The 19138-nt window shown below is 72.8% G+C and carries 12 protein-coding genes and 3 tRNA genes; 12 read left to right on the top strand and 3 right to left on the bottom strand.

Going from position 1 to position 19138, the window contains the following annotated elements:
- The first annotated feature begins 99 nt into the window (after positions 1–99).
- Together ABT015_RS03855 and ABT015_RS03850 are read left to right on the top strand one after the other, a co-directional pair.
- Positions 100–948: a GntR family transcriptional regulator gene (locus ABT015_RS03855; RefSeq protein ID WP_350876468.1), complete on the top strand. Its 849-nt coding sequence runs from the start codon at positions 100–102 to the stop codon at positions 946–948.
- Positions 945–1631 (top strand): HAD family hydrolase, encoded by a 687-nt coding sequence (locus tag ABT015_RS03850; protein WP_350876466.1) that lies wholly within the window; start codon positions 945–947, stop codon positions 1629–1631. Before ABT015_RS03855 ends, ABT015_RS03850 begins: the two co-directional genes overlap by 4 nt.
- A 222-nt stretch (positions 1632–1853) precedes the next feature.
- Here the strand turns inward: ABT015_RS03850 and ABT015_RS03845 are convergent, their stop codons facing one another.
- Positions 1854–2603 carry a hypothetical protein gene (locus ABT015_RS03845; RefSeq protein WP_350876464.1) on the bottom strand — a complete coding sequence of 250 codons (750 nt, stop codon included), beginning with the start codon at positions 2601–2603 and terminating at the stop codon, positions 1854–1856.
- 576 nt (positions 2604–3179) lie between these two features.
- Between ABT015_RS03845 and ABT015_RS03840 the strand changes: the two genes are divergently transcribed.
- From ABT015_RS03840 to ABT015_RS03825, 4 genes are all read left to right on the top strand, one after another.
- Positions 3180–4007, top strand: a complete 828-nt coding sequence (locus ABT015_RS03840; RefSeq protein ID WP_350876462.1) for a MerR family transcriptional regulator — start codon at positions 3180–3182, stop codon at positions 4005–4007.
- Positions 4008–4118: 111 nt separating this feature from the next.
- Positions 4119–5483, top strand: coding sequence for an FAD-binding oxidoreductase (locus ABT015_RS03835; RefSeq protein ID WP_350876460.1), 1365 nt, complete (start codon positions 4119–4121; stop codon positions 5481–5483).
- A 427-nt stretch (positions 5484–5910) separates the two neighbouring features.
- Positions 5911–6240, top strand: coding sequence for a hypothetical protein (locus ABT015_RS03830; RefSeq protein ID WP_350876458.1), 330 nt, complete (start codon positions 5911–5913; stop codon positions 6238–6240).
- 448 nt (positions 6241–6688) lie between these two features.
- Positions 6689–7474 (top strand): pyridoxine/pyridoxamine 5'-phosphate oxidase, encoded by a 786-nt coding sequence (locus ABT015_RS03825; RefSeq protein WP_350876456.1) that lies wholly within the window; start codon positions 6689–6691, stop codon positions 7472–7474.
- Positions 7475–7529: 55 nt separating this feature from the next.
- Here the strand turns inward: ABT015_RS03825 and ABT015_RS03820 are convergent, their stop codons facing one another.
- Positions 7530–8594, bottom strand: a complete 1065-nt coding sequence (locus tag ABT015_RS03820; protein ID WP_350876454.1) for an EamA family transporter — start codon at positions 8592–8594, stop codon at positions 7530–7532.
- Between the two features lie 152 nt (positions 8595–8746).
- Here ABT015_RS03820 and ABT015_RS03815 point away from each other — a divergent pair, with 152 nt between their 5' ends.
- Positions 8747–9604, top strand: a complete 858-nt coding sequence (locus tag ABT015_RS03815) for a DUF1906 domain-containing protein (protein ID WP_350876452.1) — start codon at positions 8747–8749, stop codon at positions 9602–9604.
- 147 nt (positions 9605–9751) lie between these two features.
- Positions 9752–11413 carry a long-chain fatty acid--CoA ligase gene (locus tag ABT015_RS03810; RefSeq protein WP_350876450.1) on the top strand — a complete coding sequence of 554 codons (1662 nt, stop codon included), beginning with the start codon at positions 9752–9754 and terminating at the stop codon, positions 11411–11413.
- A gap of 104 nt (positions 11414–11517) precedes the next feature.
- On the opposite strand, the gene ABT015_RS03805 is transcribed toward ABT015_RS03810, so the two are convergent.
- Positions 11518–15015, bottom strand: a complete 3498-nt coding sequence (locus ABT015_RS03805) for a hybrid sensor histidine kinase/response regulator (protein ID WP_350876448.1) — start codon at positions 15013–15015, stop codon at positions 11518–11520.
- A 178-nt stretch (positions 15016–15193) separates the two neighbouring features.
- On the opposite strand from ABT015_RS03805, the gene ABT015_RS03800 reads away from it, so the two are divergent.
- From ABT015_RS03800 to ABT015_RS03785, 4 genes are all read left to right on the top strand, one after another.
- Positions 15194–15284, top strand: a tRNA-Ser gene (locus ABT015_RS03800).
- Between the two features lie 260 nt (positions 15285–15544).
- Positions 15545–15620 (top strand) — tRNA-Arg (locus ABT015_RS03795).
- Between the two features lie 31 nt (positions 15621–15651).
- Positions 15652–15727 (top strand) — tRNA-Arg (locus tag ABT015_RS03790).
- 279 nt (positions 15728–16006) lie between these two features.
- Positions 16007–19138 (top strand): Ig-like domain-containing protein, encoded by a 3132-nt coding sequence (locus ABT015_RS03785; protein WP_350876446.1) that lies wholly within the window; start codon positions 16007–16009, stop codon positions 19136–19138.

The raw sequence follows: 19138 nt of genomic DNA, 5'->3' as shown, positions 1-19138 counted from the left end.
CTCACTTGGTGCGACACTCACAACATAGACAACCTGCTTAGGCAGGTCAAGAGAGTTGGGTTTCTCGCGCCTGTTGGGCACCTGCCCTAGCATTGGCGTATGGCCCTAGACCCGGATGACTCTCGCCCCCCGTATCAGCAGGTCAGCAGCCGTTTGCGGGCCTCGATCCTGACGAAGCAGCCCGGCTTCGAGACGGGTGACAAACTTCCGTCCGGCCCTGAGCTGGCCAAGCACTTCGGCGTGGCGCGCGGCACCGTCGACAAGGCGCTCGACCTGCTCCGGACCGAGGGGTTGATCGTGACGCGCCAGGGAAGCGGCTCGTTCGTCCGGGAGCGGACGGCCCGACCGGTTGGCCTCCGGCCGCACCTCGAAGCGGCTTTCGAGCAGCAGCAGGTCACGCTCGACTTCGCCGGCTTCTCCAGCGAGACGCTGCACAACGCGCTTCAGGAGCCGCTGGACAAGGTCCGCTCCGGCCGGCTGACTCCCGATTCCATCGCAGTGCGGCTGCTACTGCCGGACACATCGGAGCCGATGGCCGTCCCCGTGCTGGTCGACGGGCTCAAGGACGAGGTTGCGCTTCGCGAGCGCGCACGGAACATCGCGCTGACGAACGCTGGCGGCATCGCCCACTCGGTGGAGGTGCTGGCCGAGCTGGGGCTCGTGCAATCGGCGAGCGTCGAGGTCAAGGTGCACCGGGCATCGAGCCTGTTCAAGCTCTACATCTTGAACCGCTCGGAAGCCTTCTTCGGCTTCTACCCGCTGCGCGAGCGGACCATCAAGGTGGACGACACCGCCCACACTTTCTATGACGTGACCGGCAAGGACACCACCCTGTTCCACCACGCAGCCGGGCCGGACGATGCCTCGCTTGGGTCGCAGTACGTCCAGCAGGCCCAACTGTGGTTCGACAGCGTGTGGTCCACCATCGCCTACGAGCGCCAGCCATGAGCGCCGCCCCGCAGCAGCTCGTCGACGTGCTCCGCCCGGTGAAGCACGTACTGCTCGACTTCGACGGCCCGGTGTGCTCGGTGTTCGCTGGTCTGCCCGCCCGTGAGGTGGCCCGGCGCCTTCGTGAGGGTCTGCTCGCCAGCAGCGAGCAGGTCCCGGCCGCAGGCGAGACCGAGAGGGACCCGCTCGCCTTGCTGCGTCTCGTCGCCGACGCCAGGCCGGATCTCGCTGCCAGCGCTGATGCGGCGCTTGCAGCGCTGGAAACAGAGGCCGTCCGGATCGGTACGCCGAATCCCGGCGGCGAATCGGTTCTTCTGGCTTGCGCGCGCTCCGGCCGGTCTGTGTCGGTGGTCAGCAACAACGCTGGCGCGGCGATCGAGGCATACCTGACGGACCACGGGCTGAGCGACTACGTGACCGGGGTCTTCGGGCGAGTTCCCGGGGACCCGTCGTCCATGAAACCGAACCCGCGCCTCCTCCTGGACGCCATGGAAGCCGTGGGCGCCAAGCCGGCGGAGTGCGTGTTCATCGGCGATGCAGCCCGGGACGTGGAAGCCGGTAATGCTGCTGGCGTGTCGACGATCGGCTACGCGAACAAGCCCGGGAAGGATGCCAAGTTGGCCGCTGCTGGAGCCGTAGCAATCGTCGAATCGATGCAACAAATCGCCGACGCCTTGTTCTGATCGGGGCTCGGGCTGGCTTGCGGCCGGATAATTCCTGGCCCGCTTGCCAGCCTATTTGGTGTTGCTAGCGGTCAAACTTAGTGGGCCTCGATAATCTGGCGACTAAGGCTTTATTGGTGCCTCAAGGGAAATTCTTGCGCGGATTCTAAACTGCCCTGATTGCTTCGCATTATGAGCGCTTTCGCGCTGGGGATCGCGCCCCCGTGGCGACCGGAATAACTCTTACTTCCAAGTGGATTTCTTGGGTAGCAAGCCATCTGAATTAAAGTAGTCACGCGCCATCATGATTATCTTCTCTGCGGACGGGCGAAGGTCCTCGAAGTGATCATGGACCTGATTCTCGATCCACTCCGTCTGGGCATCGCCCAAGTCCATGACGGATGGGTATCTGCGCGGCATCTGGTCTGACATTTCTGCAATAATTTGAGAAATTAGAAATGCGTTTCTCTCGACCAAGCCCAGGTAGTCCTCCAGGGCGCGCCCGATCGGCGAGGGGAGGAACGGGTCCTCAAGCGCTGCGCGAATCCGCTGGGTCATCTCGCTATATGTGGATGGGAGTGAAATCTCGGCGGCGCAATACTTCCATCCGCGCCGTCTCGCCAAAAGCTCCTGCCCTTCATTTTTACTAGAGGGGGGCTTGTCGCCATCCACGAGGGTGAAGTTGCGCTGAAGGTGTTCGATGGAAACAATCATGGTTGGGCAAAGTTCGGCCCGGTACTCCAAATCCTCATAGGGTCGCTCCCTGTTGAATGCGTGAGCCACATATGCATCATACATCTTTGTAATATTTGCATGCCTTAGGAGCTCAAAGTCAAAGTCCCCCCTCAGGGCTAGCTCTTCCTTTCCGACGAAAATCCTCAAGACTTCCGTGAGGGATTCAATTTGCTTCTTAAAAACCTCGGTCTTGAGGGGTTGAAATACGGTTCTTTTGGCGTTGACGTAGGTCATTGAGGCAATAACCATGGTGCTCACCCAAAAGATGATCTGTGCAAGTTTGGCAACTTGATCGAGGCGATGCGAGTCCATGGGGTGATGATGGCATCTAAGCGTGGATCGTTGTGTCCCTTTTAGATCTTTGCCGGGCTTGCCAAGGATGCGCGGGCTGAGCGGTCAGCGCTCGACTCTCACTGCCTCTTTCGCCGGCCCCATTTGTACGGCTTCAGCTAGACAGCCGACACTGGGTGGTGGGCAGGATCGCATGCGCGACCAGCCTGACTGCACCACCTCTCGCCGACTTGTTGTGAGCCGGTCAAGCTATTGGCAGCTTCCCGACCCAGGCCCCGGAACATGTACGGAACGCCGGGTACGATCGCGCGGTCGGGTTGGTGCTCCGCCGCAGGTGGAAGCGTCCTTGAGGGGGAGCGCCTTAATGTTCTTGAAAACTGTCGTGCGGTGACCCCGTACCGTGGGTTCGAATCCCACGCTCTCCGCTGGTTGGAGAACCACCTGCTCAGGGCGGGTGCCGAGATCACTCGGCACCCGCCTTCCGCGTTTTCGGCGGGCGGGGGTTGACCCTGACACGGTGGCAGGGGGTGGAGTGGGGGCACCATGTTGAACATCGGAGACTTCGCCAGCCACGGCCGGGTGTCGGTGCGGATGCTGCGCCACTACGACGCGATCGGGCTGCTGCGGCCCGCCAGGGTGGACCCGGTCAGCGGGTACCGGTCCTACGAGGCGTCCCAACTCGCCCGGCTCAACCGGGTGATCGCGCTCAAGGAGCTCGGCTTCACGCTGCAGCAGGTGCGGGCCGTCCTGGACGAGCAGGTGGACGCGGCCGAACTGCGCGGGATGCTGCGGCTGCGCCGGGCCCAACTCGCCGAGGCGATCGCCGCGGACGAGCAGCGGCTGACCCGGGTGGAGGCGAGGCTCCGGACGATCGAGAGCGAGGGGACCATGTCCGTACACGACGTCGTACTGAAGCGGGTGCCGTCCGTCCGGGTGGCCGAACTGACCGCGGTGGCCGCGAGTTACCAGCCGGAGGACATCGGACCGGTGATCGGCCCGCTGTTCGCGGAGCTGTGCCGGCGACTGGCCGAGGCCGGGATCGCCGAGGCGGGCCCGTCCGTCGCCCGGTACGAGGACGTGCCGGAGGGCGAGGGCACGGTGCTGATCCGGGTGGCCGTCCCGGTCGGGCCGGCGGTGGAGCCGGGCCGGTACGGCTTCGCGGTGCTCGACCTGCCGCCGATCGAGGAGGCGGCGACGGTCGTGCACCGCGGCTCGATGGACGAGGCGATGGGGAGCTTCCAGGAGCTGGCCCGCTTCATCGACGCGAACGGCTACCGCTCGGCCGGCTACGCCCGGGAGCTCTACCTGGAGTGCCCGGACGACCCGGCGCGATGGGTCACGGAGTTCCAGGAGCCGGTGGTCCGCCGGTAGGCCCGGTCCGGCCGGGGCTCACGCCCGCGGATCCGCCGGGGGCCCACTTGCCCGGCCCCCGGCGGGCGGGCAGAGTGCGGTGGAGGTGGCGGGCGGCGAGCGGAGGCGGCGATGGGTGACCTGACGGACCGACTGGCGCAGGGCCTTCCGGCCGGGGCGGTGGTGGTGGATCCGGACGTGACCGCCGCCTACCGCCACGACATGGCCGGCTTCTGCGCCGCCGGTGCGCCCGCCGTGGTGGTGTTCCCGGAGACGGTCGAGCAGGTGCAGCACGTGCTGCGCACCGCCACCGCGCTGCGGGTGCCGGTGGTGCCGCAGGGGGCGCGGACCGGGCTGTCGGGGGCGGCGAACGCCGTGGACGGCTGCATCGTGCTGTCGATGGTGAAGTTGAACCGGATCCTGGAACTCGACCCGGTGAACCGGATCGCGGTGGTCGAGCCCGGCGTGGTGAACGCCGAACTGTCGCGAGCAGTCGAGGAGTTGGGCCTGTCATACCCACCGGACCCGTCCAGTTGGGAGTCCTGCACGATCGGCGGCAACATCGGCACCGGCGCGGGCGGGCTCTGCTGCGTGAAGTACGGCGTCACCAGCGAGTACGTGCTCGGCCTGGACGTGGTGCTGGCGGACGGGCGGCTGCTGTCCACCGGGCGCCGGACGGCCAAGGGCGTGGCCGGGTACGACCTGACCCGGCTGCTGGTCGGCTCGGAGGGCACGCTGGGCGTGGTGGTCCGGGCGGTGCTCGCGCTGCGGCCCGCGCCGGCGCCGCAGCTGGCGCTGGCGGCGGAGTTCCCGAGCGCGGACGCGGCGGGCGCGGCCGTCTGCGAGGTGATGGCGTGCGGCCTGACCCCGTCGCTGATGGAGCTGATGGACGCGGTCAGCGTGCGGGCGGTCAACGACCTGGGGCGGATGGGGCTGCCGGAGACGACCCGGGCGCTGCTGCTGGTGGCCTTCGACGGGCCGGACCGGGAGGCCGGGCTGGTGCGGGTGGCGGAGCTCTGCCGGGCCGCCGGGGCGACCGAGGTGGTGCCGGCCGAGGACGAGGCGGAGTCGCAGCTGCTGCTGGAGGCGCGGCGGCTGGCGCTGCCCGCGCTGGACCGGTTGGGCACCACGATGATCGACGACGTGGCGGTGCCGCGCTCCCGGCTGGCCGAGATGCTGAACGGTGTGGCGGTGATCGCCGAGCGGCACGCGCTGACCATCGGGGTGGTCAGCCACGCCGGGGACGGCAACACCCACCCGATCGTGATCTTCGACGGCTCGGACGAGGAGCAGGCGGCGCGGGCGCAGCGCTCCTTCGACGAGATCATGGCGCTGGGGCTGGAGCTGGGCGGCACGATCACCGGGGAGCACGGGGTGGGGCTGCTCAAGCGGGACTGGCTGGCGCGCGAGCTGGGGCCGGTCGCGCTGGACCTCCAGCGACAGCTGAAGGCGGTCTTCGATCCGCTGGGAATCATGAACCCAGGCAAGATGGTGTGATGGTATTTCCCCCCATATTCCAGTACGACTTTCCGATGGTCTGGGAATGGCTGGAAAAGTCGACATGGGAGGGTGGTCGAACTTTTCGGGGGCGCGTTCCCTGATTTCCCTGCGCCGGGGTGGTGCGCCCGGTGGTTCGCGTGATGGCGGAGCGCCCTGTCTGGAGGGCCTTCCGGGAGGCCGTCATCCGGGCAAAGCCCCAGCTCAGTAGGGTTGTGTCGGTGCACTGTCCGATTTTCGGTCCGTTATGCGCAGCCCGGGTGGATATCACGCTAACGGGCGAAAACTGCTCCGTCGACTAGTGCTTTGTCGATTTGTTGCGGAAGTCTGTCTCTCGGCGTCGCAGCCCGCAGGTGTTCGTCTGGCCGGCGAACTCCCGCACCCCCTGCTCGACAATTGCACGATTTACAGCTTCTTGGAGGCTCTCATGGCTCGCATCCACACCCGCCGGGTGGCCGGACTCCTGCTCGCCGCCCCGCTCGCGGCCGGCCTGCTGCTGGCCGGCGCCGGTGCTGCGGCCGCCGACAACGGTGCGGGCGCCGGTGCCGGCTCCAACGCCGGCGTGGTGTCCGACGTCGGCACGGGCAACGTGTTCGGCGGGGTCGACGGCAACTACATCTCCACCCAGCAGACCGCCACCGGGACGGGTGCCTCGAACCAGAACAACACCCTCGCGGTGAAGGACAACGCGGGCACCATCCTGGCCGGGCAGTCCAACAAGAACATCAACGTCGTGTTCGCCCCGATCTTCCACTGATCCGATCGGGCACCACCGACGGCGGGGGCGCCGGAGGTGGGCGGCCGCGGGTGAGCTGAGCACTCGCGGAGGGGCTCGAACCAGTCTCCGGGCGGAACTCCCGCCCGGGCGCGGATCAGAACAGCGCATGACCGGCCAGCGGAAAGGGTCACCGCGAAGCCGGCCTCGTGGGCGGTGCCGCCATCGGCACCGCCCACGAGTGCGTCCGGAACCGGGCGCGAACCGCCCCGGGCCCGCTCGCCGCCGGCCGCCCGTCGCCGCCGACACCGCTCGGGACCACCCGTCGAGGCCCGCCCGGACTGCGCGAACGCGTCCAGCGAGGGCCCGCGCCCGGAGCCGTCGGTGTTCGGCGGTACGGTTGCGCTCCGACAGCGCACCACGTGCCCGGGCCCGGGAAGGACGGCCCGGCCGGGGCGGCGACCGCGGCAACCGGAGGAGAGGGCGCGCGATGGCGGCGGAGGAGGAGGGCCTGACCGGCCCGGGCGAGGCCTGGCCTGCACCGGAGCCGGATCCGCGATCCGGGCCGGACGCCCGCCGGGAGCCGGCCGAGCACCGGCCCGAGCCGAAGTCCGTGCCCGAGCTGCTGCTCGGCCGCCCGCCGATGGCCCGCCCGCTGCCGACCTTCGACGCCGAGGCCGCGCCCGCCGAGCCCGGCCCGCTGTTCGTGGACTGGCTCGCCACCGCGCTGGCCGCCGGCGTGCCGGACCCGCAGGTGGTCACCCTCTCCACGGTCGACGCGGACGGCCTGCCGGACGCCCGGGTGCTGGTGCTGCGCGACGTCGACGCGGCCGGCACCGGCTGGGTCTTCTCCGCCGCCGCCGACAGCCCCAAGGGCCGCCAGCTGGCGGACCACCCGGCCGCCGCGCTGACCGTCTACTGGCCCCAGCTGGGCCGCCAGGTGCGGGTCCGCGGCACCGTCGAGCGGGCCGCCGACCTGGTCGCCGCCGCCGAGTTCGCCACCCGCTCCCCGGACGCCCGGGTCGGCGCGCTGGTCGGGCGGCAGAGCGAGCCGATGGCCTCGCTCGCCGAGTACGACGAGGCCGTCGCCGTCGCCCGCCGCCGGCTGGAGGCCACCCCGGACGCCGTCGCGGCCGGGCACGCGGTCTACACGCTGTGGGCGCACGAGGTGGAGTACTGGCAGGGCGACGCGCAGCGCCGGCACGTCCGGCTGCGGTACACCCGCACCGGCCCGGTCCGGACCCCGGAGTGGTCGCGCACCCTGCTGTGGCCGTGACGCTCTGACGCTCTGACGGTCCGAGGGCCCGGCCCTCGGACCGACCGCGCCGCCCCTACCGCCGCCCGGTCAGCGTGGCTCCCACGCTGGCCGCCACCACACAGCCGATCCCGGCCAGCTGCGGCACGCCCAGCAGCTGGCCGAGCACCACCAGGCCGACCAGCGCGCTGACCGCCGGCTCCAGACTGACCAGCACGCTGAACACCCGCTGCGGCATCCGTCGCAGCGCGGTCATCTCCAGCGCGTACGGGATCACCGGCAGCAGCAGCGACACCCCGGCCACCGCGGCCAGCAGCCCCAGCGGCGAGGCGCCGGGCGCGGTCAGCCCGTCCCAGGCCTGGCCGAGTCCGAACGGCGCCAGGGCGAGCGCGCCGACCGTCATCGACACCGCCAGTCCCTGGAAGCCCTGGAAGGCGGCGCCGACCTTGTCGGTGAACAGGATGTACGCGGCGTAGCAGGCGGCCGCCCCGAAGGCGTAGAGCAGGCCGACCGGGTCGAGCCCGCCCCCGTCGCCGCCCTCGCCGAGCAGGGTCAGCAGGACGACGCCGCCGGCGGCGAGCAGCGCCCAGAGCAGGTGGCTGGCGCGCCGGGCGAAGACCAGGGCGACCGCGAGCGGGCCGAGGAACTCGATGGTCGCGGCGGTGCCCATCGGCAGCCGGTCGATCGCCCCGGCGAACAGGAAGGTCATCCCGGCCGAGGCCACGCCCAGCAGGGCCGCGGCGGCGAGGTCGCGCGGGCGCTTGTCGCGCAGCCGGGGCCGGGTGACGGCGAGCAGGATGACCGCCGCGAAGCCCAGCCGCAGGAAGGTGGTGCCGCTGACCCCGAGCGGGCCGAACAGCGGCTTGGACAGCGCGATCCCGGTCTGCACCAGGAACATCGCGGTCAGACAGAGAAGCGGCGCCGGGATCCTCTCCGGGCGCCGCAGGACCTTCGGGAGTCGGCCGGTGGGTCGGCCGAGGGGAGCGTCGGGCGGTGCCGTGGAGCCGGGTGCCCCGCCTCGTCGCCAGCTGCCCCGCTCGCCGGCGGGCTCGCCCTGGGGGGCGGGCGGCATGGCAAGCGCCTCGGCGACGGCGGCAGCCGGCATCGGGGCGGTGGTTTCGCTGGGATGGGAGCTGGGCATATGGGCGAGTTTGCCGTAAGGAGTGACAAACGGGCAAGCTCGTTACAACTATCGGGACGGATGCGGACGGGTGCGGCCGAAAGGGTGAGCTCTCCCGGTGTGCCCGGCGTGGTTGCCGCATTCGTCCGATGGTCCGTCAGTAGCAAGGGCGGGTGCGCTATCTCCGCCCCGTGGCCCTGTTCGCCGCCTCCCTCGTGCTCCTGCTGGCCACCGACGGGACGGGCGTGAGCGCCGGGGCCGCCGCCCTTCCCCGCATCCGGGCCCTCACCCTGTCCGACCGGTTCGGCCCGCCCAGGATCCACGACGACTTCACCGGCCCCGCCTTCGACGTCTGCGCCGCGCCGCCCCTCGACACCCTGCGGGCCTGGCACGGGGCCTCCCCGTACGGCGCGCTCGGCATCTACGTCAGTGGCGCCCAGCGCGGCTGCGGCCAGCCCCGGCTCACCGCCGAGTGGGTGCGCCAGGCCCGCGAGCTGGGCTGGCGCTTCCTGCCGGCCCACGTCGGGCTCCAGGCGCCGTGCAGCGAAGTCGGCAACAAGCCGCGCAAGATCGACCCCGCCCACGCGGTCGAGCAGGGCCGGGACGAGGCCACCGAAGCCGTCCACGCGATGGGCTCGCTCGGATTCGGCAAGGGCGGCCCGGTCTACCTCGACATCGAGGCCTACCCGATGCGCGACCCCGCCTGCGGCCAGGCCGTGGTCGACTTCGCCGTCGGCTGGACCCAGGCCCTGCACGCCGCCGGCTACCGCTCCGGCTTCTATTCCAGCCTCGACTCCGGCATCGCCGACCTGGCCGCCGCCGCCCGGGCCGGCAGCTTCCCGCTACCCGACGCCCTCTGGTACGCCCGCTGGGACGACCGGGCCGACACCACCGGCTCCGGCGCCCTCGGCTCCGACCTCTGGGGCGACCACCAGCGCGTCCACCAGTACCGCGGCAACGTCGAGGAGACCTACGGCGGCGCCACCCTCACGATCGACCGCGACCACGTCGACGGCCCGACCGCGGGCTGAGACGTCGCCGATCCGTGATCTGGGCAACGGCGCCGGGATACTGACAGCGGGCGGGGCGGGGCGGCACAATCGGGCAGGTCCGCGCGCATTACCGCCCGGTAGGCGCCGCAGGCGCAGCCGCCAGTGCCGCCAGGTCAAGGAGGACCCGTGTTCAGCACGATGCAGGACGTCCCGCTCACCGTCGCCCGGATTCTGGAGCACGGGTCCACCATCCACGGCCGGTCCACCGTCACCACCTGGGCCGGCACCGGGCCGGTCGTGCGGACGTACGCCGAGGTGGGGGCGCGGGCCGCGCAGCTCGCCCACGCGCTCCGCGACGAACTGGGGGTGACCGGGGACGACCGGGTCGCGACCCTGATGTGGAACAACTCCGTCCACCTGGAGGCGTACCTCGCCGTCCCCGCGATGGGGTCCGTGCTGCACACGCTCAACCTGCGGCTGCCCGCCCACCAGCTGTCGTTCATCGTCAACCACGCCGCCGACCACGCGGTGATCGTGGACGGCAGCGTGCTCCCGCTGCTCGCCGCCGTCCTGCCGGACCTCGCCCCGACGCTGCGGCACATCGTGGTGAACGGCCCCGGCGACCGCTCGCTGCTGGCCGGCTTCCCGGGCACCGTGCACGACTACGAGGAGCTGATCGCGGGCCGGCCCACCGCCTACCCGTGGCGCGGCGACCTCGACGAGCGCGAGGCCGCCGTGCTCTGCTACACCTCCGGCACCACCGGGGACCCGAAGGGCGTGCTTTACAGCCACCGCTCGGTGTACCTGCACTGCCTCCAGGTCAACGCCGGCGACAACTTCGCCTTCACCCCGCGCGACACCGCGCTGCCGGTGGTCCCGATGTTCCACGTGAATGCCTGGGGCATCCCGCACGCCGCCTTCATGTCCGGTGCCAACCTGCTCATGCCGGATCGTTTCCTCCAGCCCAAGCCGATGGCCGAGATGATCGCCGCCGTCCGGCCCACCGTCGGCGCCGCCGTCCCGACCATCTGGAGCGGCCTGCTGGACGAGCTCGACGCGGGCGACTACGACACCTCCAGCCTGCGGATGGTGGTCATCGGCGGCAGCGCCTGCCCGCCCTCGCTGATGAAGGGCTTCGAGGAGCGCCACGGCATCCGCGTGCTGCACGCCTGGGGCATGACCGAGACCTCGCCGCTCGGCTCCTTCGCCCAGCCGCCCGGCGGCCTCACCCCGGAGGAGGAGTGGCCCTACCGCGTCACCCAGGGCATCTTCCCGGCCTCCGTCGAGGCCCGGCTGGTCGGCCCGTCCGGTGAGCGGATGCCGCACGACGGCGTCGCGGCGGGCGAGCTGGAGGTGCGCGGCCCGTGGATCGCCGGGGCCTACTACGGCGGTGCCGGCCAGGACCCGGTCCGCCCGGACGACAAGTTCTCCGAGGACGGCTGGCTGCGTACCGGCGACGTCGGCACCATCACCGCCGACGGCTACCTGACCCTCACCGACCGGGCCAAGGACGTGATCAAGTCCGGCGGCGAGTGGATCTCCTCGGTCGAACTGGAGAACCAGTTGATGGCCCACCCCGAGGTGGCCGAGGCCGCCGTGGTCGCCGTCCCGGACGAGAGGTGGGGCGAGCGCCCGCTGGCCACGGTCGTGCTGCGCCCGGGCGCCACGGCCGGGCTGAGCGAGCTGCGGGCCTTCCTGGCCGGACGCATCGCCTCCTGGCAGCTGCCGGAGCGCTGGTCGATCGTCGAGTCGGTGCCGAAGACCTCGGTCGGCAAGTTCGACAAGAAGGTGATCCGCGCCAGCTACGCGGCGGACGAACTGGACGTGACGGTGCTCGGCAAGGAGTAGCCGCCCGCCCGACCGCCGAGGGCCGGCCACCCCCGTTCCAGCGGGGTGGCCGACCCTCGGCGCGTGCCGGGTGGATCTCGCCGGTCCTCGGCGTCAGGGCGCGGTCAGCCCGCCGCGGCGACGCCCGCCTCGCCCATCGCGCCGATCCGCCCGAGCAGGTCGACGATCCGGGACTGGACGTCGGCGCTGGTCGAGCGCTCGGCGAGGAACAGCACCGTCTCGCCGGTGCGCAGCCGGGGCAGTTCGCGCGGGTCGAGGTCCACCGAGGTGTAGACCACCAGCGGGGTGCGGTGCAGCCGGTCGTTGGCGCGCAGCCAGTCCAGCAGGCCGACCCGGCGGCGGCGGATCTGGAGCAGGTCCATCACCACCAGGTTGGGCTGCACGCTGCTGGCCCGGGCGACGGCGTCGTTCTCGTCCACCGCGTGCTCGACGTGCATGCCGCGCCGCTCCAGGCTGCTGATCATGGCGGCGGCGATGTCCGGGTCGCCCTCGACCAGCAGGACGCGCGGGGCGTGGTGCTCGCCGTCGCGCGGCGCGAGGGCGCGCAGCAGCACGGCCGGGTCGGCGCCGTACGCGGCGTCCCGGGTCGCCTGGCCGAGACCGGCGGTGACCAGCACCGGGACCCGGCTGTTGAGCGCGGCGGTGCGCAGCGACTGCAGCGCGGTGCGGGTGATCGGGCTGGTCAGCGGGTCGACGAAGAGCGCCGCGGGGAAGCCGGCGACCTGGGCGTCCACCTCCTCGCGGGAGCGGACGATCACCGGGCGGTAGCCGCGTTCCTGGAGCGCCTGCCGGGTGGCCGGATCGGGCTCGGGCCAGACCAGCAGCCGACGGGCGCTGCCGCCCTCGCCGTTCGAGCCGTTCGATCCGTTCGGGCCGGCCATGGCCGGCGGCTGCTCGTCGGTCCGGTCGCCGGCGGCGGCGGGCAGTTCGGCCATCGGGCGCGGGGCGGTTCTGGTCTCGGCCGGGACGGGCGGCTGCGGTCCGGCGGCGGGCGTCGGCGAACCGCCCAGCGGGCGCGGCGGCGCGAGTTCGGCGAGGCCGGTGCCGACCGGGCGCGGGCCGGACGGGTCCTCGGCGGCGGGCAGTGCCGGGCGGGCGGGCGGCAGCGCGGCGGGGCCGCCGGGCGCGGGCCGGTCCTCCTGCGGGGTCTGGTCGGACGGTCCGGCCGGGGTCTCCTGGCCGGGGCCGGGCGGCACGGCCAGCCGGCGGCGGCGGCCGGTCGGTGCGGCGGCGGGCTCGGGCTGCGCGGGCGCCGGGCCGGCCGGCAGGGCGTGCTCCAGCCCGGGGTACACCGGGGTGTCGGTGGCGCCGGGGAGGGCGAAGCCGCCGGAGGAGTCCTCGGTGGAGGGCAGGGCGCGGCGCCGGCGGGGCTTGGTCTCGGCGCCGTCGGCGGCCGGGGCGCCTTCCACGGCGGGCGTGCCGCCGGCCGGGGTGCCGCCGGCGGGGGCGGGGGCGGGGGCGGCACCGGTGCCGGGGCCGAGCGCGAGCGGTTCGCGCCCGCCGGTCCGGTGCTGCTGCGGGCGCTCGCCCTCGACGGGGACGGCGTAGGCGGGGCCGGAGCGGCCGTCGTCCTTGCCCCAGGGGTCGCGCTGCGCGCCGTCCGGACCGGCCACGCCCTGGCGGCCGTACGCGGGGTCGTTGCCGGTGCCGTTCCACTGTTCGGGGACGGCCCGCTCGATCCGGGCGGGGGCGTTCGGCCACTGGTCGGCGGGGGCGCTGGGGGCGGTCCGGGCCGGGGGCGCGGGTTCCTCGGCAGCGGGGCGGCCCCGGCGGCCGCGCCGCTCGGCGGCGGGTTCCTCGGCGGGCTGCTCCGCCTCCGCGGCCGGGGCCGGGGTCTCGCGCTCGGGCTGCTCGGCGCCGTCGGCGACCGGCTCGGCGGCCTCGTCGCTGCTGGGCAGCTGCGGGATGCCCGGCAGATCGGGCAGGACGGCGCTGTCGCCCTCCTTGGGCCGGTCGGAGCGGCCCTCGGCGGCCGCGCGCTCGGCGGCGGCCTTCGCGGCGGCCGGGTCCAACGGCAGCTCGACGACGTACGTGGTGCCGGCCTTGCCGGGCAGCTCGTGCGGCTGGAGCACGCCACCGTGGCGCTCGACCACCGCGCGGGCTATCGGCAGGTGGACGGGGCTGCCGCCGAGGCCGGGCCCGCGGATCTCGACCCGGGCGACCTCGCCGCGCTGGGCGGCGGCCAGGACGACGGTCGGCGGCTCGCCGCCGGAGGGCAGTGCGGCGGGTGCGCCGGGGGCGGCCAGGCCGGGGGAGGGGGCGGCCGGGGCGTCCAGGGCGAGGCCGATGCCGCTGACGTCGGCGACCAGGTGGGCCAGCGCCTGGGCGAGCCGGCGTTCGTCGGCGATCACCTCGACGGCGGCGGCGTGCACCGAGAACCGCACCCGGCCCGGGCCGACCAGCTCGCCGGCCGCCTCGACGGCCCGTCGGACGACCTTGTCCAGGGCGACGGGCACCCGTCGTTCGGTCGGCTTGCGGCGGTCCTTGCCGTCCTTGCCGCCCTTCGCGTCCGGGCCGTCCGCCGGGGCGGTCTCGTCGGTCTCACCGGCCTCGGAGCGCTGGTGCGCGAGCACGCCGTCGATCAGCCGGCTGAACCGGCGGCACTCGTCGGCGAGCCGGCGCAGCGTCCAGTTGGCCTCCGGCCACAGCTGCCCGGCCGGGTCGGCGGCGAGCGCGTCCAGTCGCTGGTTCAGCGCGGTCAGCGCGCCGCCGAGTTCGCTCTCCAGGACGGCGGTGAGGTGTTCGTTGCGGGCGACCAGGGCGAGTTCGCGGCTGCGGTCGGTGAAGGTCATCACCGCGCCGACCAGCTGGTCGCCGTCCCGTACCGGCGCGGTGGTGAGGTCGACGGTGACCGGGCGGCCGTCCTTGCGCCACAGCACGGTGCCGCGCACCCGGTGCTTGCGCCCGGAGGTCAGGGTGTCCAGCAGAGCGGACTCCTCCAGCGCCAGCGGGGTGCCGTCGGCCCGGGAGTGCTGGATCAGCGGGTGCAGCTCGCGCCCGCCCAGCTCGCTCGCCCGGTACTCCAGGATGTGCGCGGCTGCCGGGTTGACCAGCACGCAGCGGCCTTCGAGGTCGACGCCGAGCACGCCCTCGGCGGCGGCGCGCAGGATCATCTCGGTCTGCTTGTGCTGGCGGCGCAGCTCGGCCTCGACGCCGAGCCGGCTGGAGAGGTCGCGGACCAGCAGCAGGAGCAGGTCGCTCGCGGAGGACGGGCGGGAGCGCTCGCGGTAGGAGTCGTACGAGGTGAGCCCGTAGCCGCGGCCCTCGCCGGTGCCGTCGTCGGGGAAGTCGTTGCCGGAGACCTCGACCGGGAAGCTGGTGCCGTCGGTGCGCCGGGCGGTCATCCGGACCGGGCGGTCGGGCTCGTCGCCGTCGCGGGCGGCCGGGCGCATCGAGCCGGGGATCCGGCTGGGGTCGAACTCGGGCAGGAGGTCCAGCACGCCCATGCCGACCAGCGAGGTGCCGGGCGTCTGGAGCGCCTGGACGGCTGCGCTGTTGGCGTCCACGACGGTGCCGTTGCTGTTCACCAGCAACAACGCGTCGGGCAGGGCGTCGAGTATGGCGGCGAGGCGAGCAGCGCCTCGGATCGGCCTGCTGCTCACGTCGACAGGTCTCCTCGGCTCAGGGCAGCTCCTCCGGAGACGGCAGTATCTCATTCTTCTTTGCGGCGGGGTCGACCCGCCTAGTAACGTGGGCGGTGGTTGGTGCCGAACCCCACGGTTGTGGCATCATCTCAGGCACACGGAACGGGTCCGCTCACGCGGACGTGGTCCCTGTGGAGGAGGCTTCGCCTAGTCCGGTCTATGGCGCCGCACTGCTAATGCGGTTTCGGGGTTATTCCTGATCGAGGGTTCAAATCCCTCAGCCTCCGCAGCCGGAAAGCCCCGTCGACGATCTTGTCGGCGGGGCTTTCCCCATCCCCGGGGAGGTTCCGGACCCACCCCGCCGCCCACCTTCCCGACCTGTCTCCCCGCCTGCCTCCCGACCTGCCCCGCAGGCCGGGGCCGCCGGGGGCCCCGAGTGGCCTCCAGGGGGTCGGCCCGGAGGGAGGGAGCAATCGATTTCGTCCCGCGTCGCAGGTCATGTAATGTTGTCCCCGCACCGCCCCGCTGACACCGTTCATCAGGGCGAGCGCTCATAGCTCAACGGATAGAGCACTTGACTACGGATCAAGAGGTTGCAGGTTCGAATCCTGCTGAGCGCACCAATCTCCGCAAGATCGGGTTCGCCCGTTCCTTGCGCTCATAGCTCAACGGATAGAGCACTTGACTACGGATCAAGAGGTTGCAGGTTCGAATCCTGCTGAGCGCACCATCGAGAAGCCCCCGGCCACCGGCCGGGGGCTTCTCCCGTTTCCGGGTCCGGACGAGGGCGCCGGGTGCCCGATCCGTTCTGGATTTGCGGGCCTAATGGATGAAATGCATCTGTTTCGGGTACATCCCGTCCTGTCGCTCGGATGACCGCCAAACGGGTGGGACCCGGCTATAAGCCCAGGTGTCGCAGTATGACCGGTTCAGGATCGTGATTCCTTTTTGTCAGATCTTGTGCCCAGGCTGCCCGGCACCCCGGCAGCCGACCGCGAAGGAGAGCCGGATGGGCCGACAGTTTCCCCGCACGGCCGCCGCCCTGACCGTCCTCGTGGCCGGGCTGCTGACCGGCTGGAACGCCCCACTCTCGATGGCCCAGCAGTCCCCTGACGCCTGGTCCGGGGATCACCGGGCGGTCCTGCCCTCCGGCCTCTCCGTCCAGCTCGAATTCGCCGCCACCCCGGGCACCGAGGTGGCCGCCGCGGCCGGCGAACTGGCCGACCGCCCCGGCGGCGGACGCGCGGCCGGGCCGTACACGGACGGAATGCACCCCGGAAACCCCGCACAGACCTTCAGCGTCACCGAGAACCGCCCCCAGGCGGACGGATCCTGGCGCACCGTAGGAACGCTCCGGCTCGCCTTCTCCCGACCGGTCCGCAATCCCCGGCTGCACCTCAGCGGACTGGCCGCGCTCGCCACCGGGAAGTCCGGCACCACCAGCACCGCGGCCCGGCTGACCCTCACCGGCGGCTCACCCGCCGCCCCCACCCTGGTCAACCGCACCGACTGGCCCGGCTGGACGGTCGACGCCAACGCCCTCGCGCCCGTCGGCGCAGACGGCAGCTCCGACGGCGCGGCCGGCTCCGTCTCCGAAGGCACCCTGGAACTCGCCGGCACCCTGCGCACCGCGGTCTTCCGGGTCGAGCAGCGCTCCACCGCCCGGGCCGGCAGCACCACCGCCCCACCCGTCCTGCGCCAGGCCTACACCGTCACCGTCGACGAGGACCTCGGCACCGCCCCGCAGAACTACGGCAACGCCTCGCACGTGCTCTCCGACCTGTTCCTCGGCGCGGACGCCGCCGGCGCTGCGCACCGCACCAGCCCCCCGTCCCCCGACGACCGGGGCACGGCCGACCGGCCGACCGGCGAGCCGCTGGTCCAGCTCGACCACGGGGCCGGCCGGCGCAGCGTCTTCGCCAGCCCGCCGCCGCCCAGGCTCCAGCCCGGCCGCGGCGAGTACCAGGGCGCCGACCCGTCGATCAGCTTCCCCACCGAGGCCGCGATCGGCCACTACTACCGGCTCACCGTCCCGGTGGCGGTCGGAGACCAGCCCGCGACCCTGGCCGGCTGGATCGACTTCGACCACAGCGGGCGCTTCGACCCCGCCGAGCGGGTGCAGACCGAGATCCCGGCCGGCGCCGACACCGCGACCCTGGAATGGACCGTCCCGACCGGCGCCGGCTCGGGCGCCACCTGGGCCCGGCTGCGGATCGCCCGCGACGCCAGCCAACTCGTCCCCTCCGGCGGCTTCGCCGACTCCGGGCAGGTCACCGACCAGCGGATCAAACTGACCGTCGGCGCCGCCCGGCCCGAGATCGCCGAACCCGTCGACGGCGCCGTCCTCGCCGAAGCCCGCCCGCGGATCCACGGCGACGGAGCGGTCGCCGGCGCCTCGGTGGAGATCCGGGACGGCGACGCCACGGCCTGCCGGGCCCGGGTCGAGCGCGGCGGCGACTGGTCCTGCCGGCCCGGTGAAGCGCTCACCGCAGGCCCGCACTCCCTCACCCCGGTCGAGATCACCAGTGGTGGCGTGGTGCTGCGCGGCGAGGCCGTCCGGGTCACCGTGAAGACGGCGCCGCCCGCAGCGCCCGTCCTCACCCTCCCGGAGTACACCAACGACCCGGGGATCCAGCTCACCGGCACCGGCGAGGCGGGCAGCACCGTCGCGGTCACCGACCAGGCCGCCGAACTGTGCCGCAGCGCCGTCCGGGCGGACGGCCAGTGGTCCTGCCTGCCGGTCGAGAACCTGGTGGACGGGCGCCACCTGCTCACCCCCGTCGCGGTCGACGCGGCCGGGAACCGGACGGCCGGACAGGCGGTCGCGCTGGTCGTCGACACCGTCCCGCCGGACAAGCCGGTGCTCGGCTCCCCGGCCGCCGGGGCGACCCTGCGGGTCAGCCGGCCGACGTTCACCGGGCGGGCCGAGCCGGGCTCGAAGGTGCTGGTCACGGCGCGGGCGGGCGGCTCGGCGGCCTCGGGCGCGGGCTCAGCCTCGGGCGCGGGCTCGGCGGCGGGCGAGCGGACGGTGCTGTGCGGGGCGACGGCGGCTCTCGACGGCAGCTGGACCTGCACCGCCAACCGGGACCTGACGGACGGGCAGCAGTGGCTGGTCGTCACGGCGACCGACCTGGCGGGGAACGGGGCGGTGGCGGACGCCGTGCCGGTGCGCGTCGCGGCGGCGCCGAGCCCGGCGGCGTCGGTATCGGCGTCGGCTTCGGTTCCTGCGGTGCCGAGTTCGGGGGCGTCGGTCCCCGCCCGGCCCAGCCCCGCGGCCTCGGTGCCGACCGTGCCGAGCCCGTCGGCTTCGGCGTCGGCTTCGGCTTCTGCGGTGCCGAGTTCGGGGGAGTCGGTTCCTGTGCGGCCCAGCCCCGCGGCCTCGGTGTCGACCGTGGCGACCGTGGCGAGCCCGTCGGCATCGACGTCGGCTTCGGCTTCGGTGCCGAGCGGGCCGAGTCCGAGCGTGCCAGTGCCGGTGCTGGCCTCGGCCGGTGCTTCCGCGCCGGTGGCCTCCTCCGGACCGTCTCGTCCCGCGATGTCGCCCACGTCCGCATCCACGTCCACATCCACGTCCGTGCCTTCGCGCCCGGTCACCTCGTCGCCGAGCCCGGCTGCGGTGGCGGCGCCCGAGGCGTCCGTGCTCGCGCCGGCGCCGGTGGGCCTGCTGCCGATCGCTGTTCCGGCGGCGGCCGGACCGTCCGCCGGCTCAGTCACCCCGACCGTCCCGACCGCCACCACCACCTCCGCCGGTTCCGTCGCTCCGACGCTCCGTACCGTTCCGCCCCTGGGCGCCGACCCGTTCCGGGCGGCCGTCGGCGTCGTGGCGTCGGCACCGTCACCGTCACCGTCACTGCCACCGCCCCTGTCATCGCCTCCGTCACAGTCACAGTCGCCGTCACCGTCATCGACGCCGGTGGCGGCCGAACCGCCCGGGTCCGCCGCGGAGGGTGCCGGGCAGCTGCCGGCACCGGCCGGCGCGCCGCCCGTGGGGGCGGCCGCGGAGGCCTCTCAGGCGGCGGCCGCGCGGTCCACCGCGAGTGGTTGGCGCGGTGGGGTCGCCGGTGGCCTGCTGGTGCTCGCCGCCATCGGGCTGATCACCCGCCGGGTGTTCGCCCGTGGCGACGGTGTCCGGCGGCGCTGA

The sequence above is a fragment of the Kitasatospora sp. NPDC094016 genome (genome assembly GCF_040304045.1).
Lineage (GTDB): Bacteria > Actinomycetota > Actinomycetes > Streptomycetales > Streptomycetaceae > Kitasatospora.
The sequence above is the reverse complement of the archived record's forward strand: the minus strand, read 5'-3'. Positions and strand labels throughout refer to the sequence as shown.

Excerpts from the sequence above, each read along its gene's own strand:
- ABT015_RS03785 (WP_350876446.1), top strand. The coding sequence starts at position 16,007 with ATGGGCCGACAGTTTCCCCGCACGGCCGCCGCCCTGACCGTCCTCGTG.
- ABT015_RS03840 (WP_350876462.1), top strand. The coding sequence starts at position 3,180 with ATGTTGAACATCGGAGACTTCGCCAGCCACGGCCGGGTGTCGGTGCGG.
- ABT015_RS03855 (WP_350876468.1), top strand. The coding sequence starts at position 100 with ATGGCCCTAGACCCGGATGACTCTCGCCCCCCGTATCAGCAGGTCAGC.
- ABT015_RS03835 (WP_350876460.1), top strand. The coding sequence starts at position 4,119 with ATGGGTGACCTGACGGACCGACTGGCGCAGGGCCTTCCGGCCGGGGCG.
- ABT015_RS03850 (WP_350876466.1), top strand. The coding sequence starts at position 945 with ATGAGCGCCGCCCCGCAGCAGCTCGTCGACGTGCTCCGCCCGGTGAAG.
- ABT015_RS03820 (WP_350876454.1), bottom strand. The coding sequence starts at position 8,594 with ATGCCCAGCTCCCATCCCAGCGAAACCACCGCCCCGATGCCGGCTGCC.
- ABT015_RS03830 (WP_350876458.1), top strand. The coding sequence starts at position 5,911 with ATGGCTCGCATCCACACCCGCCGGGTGGCCGGACTCCTGCTCGCCGCC.
- ABT015_RS03825 (WP_350876456.1), top strand. The coding sequence starts at position 6,689 with ATGGCGGCGGAGGAGGAGGGCCTGACCGGCCCGGGCGAGGCCTGGCCT.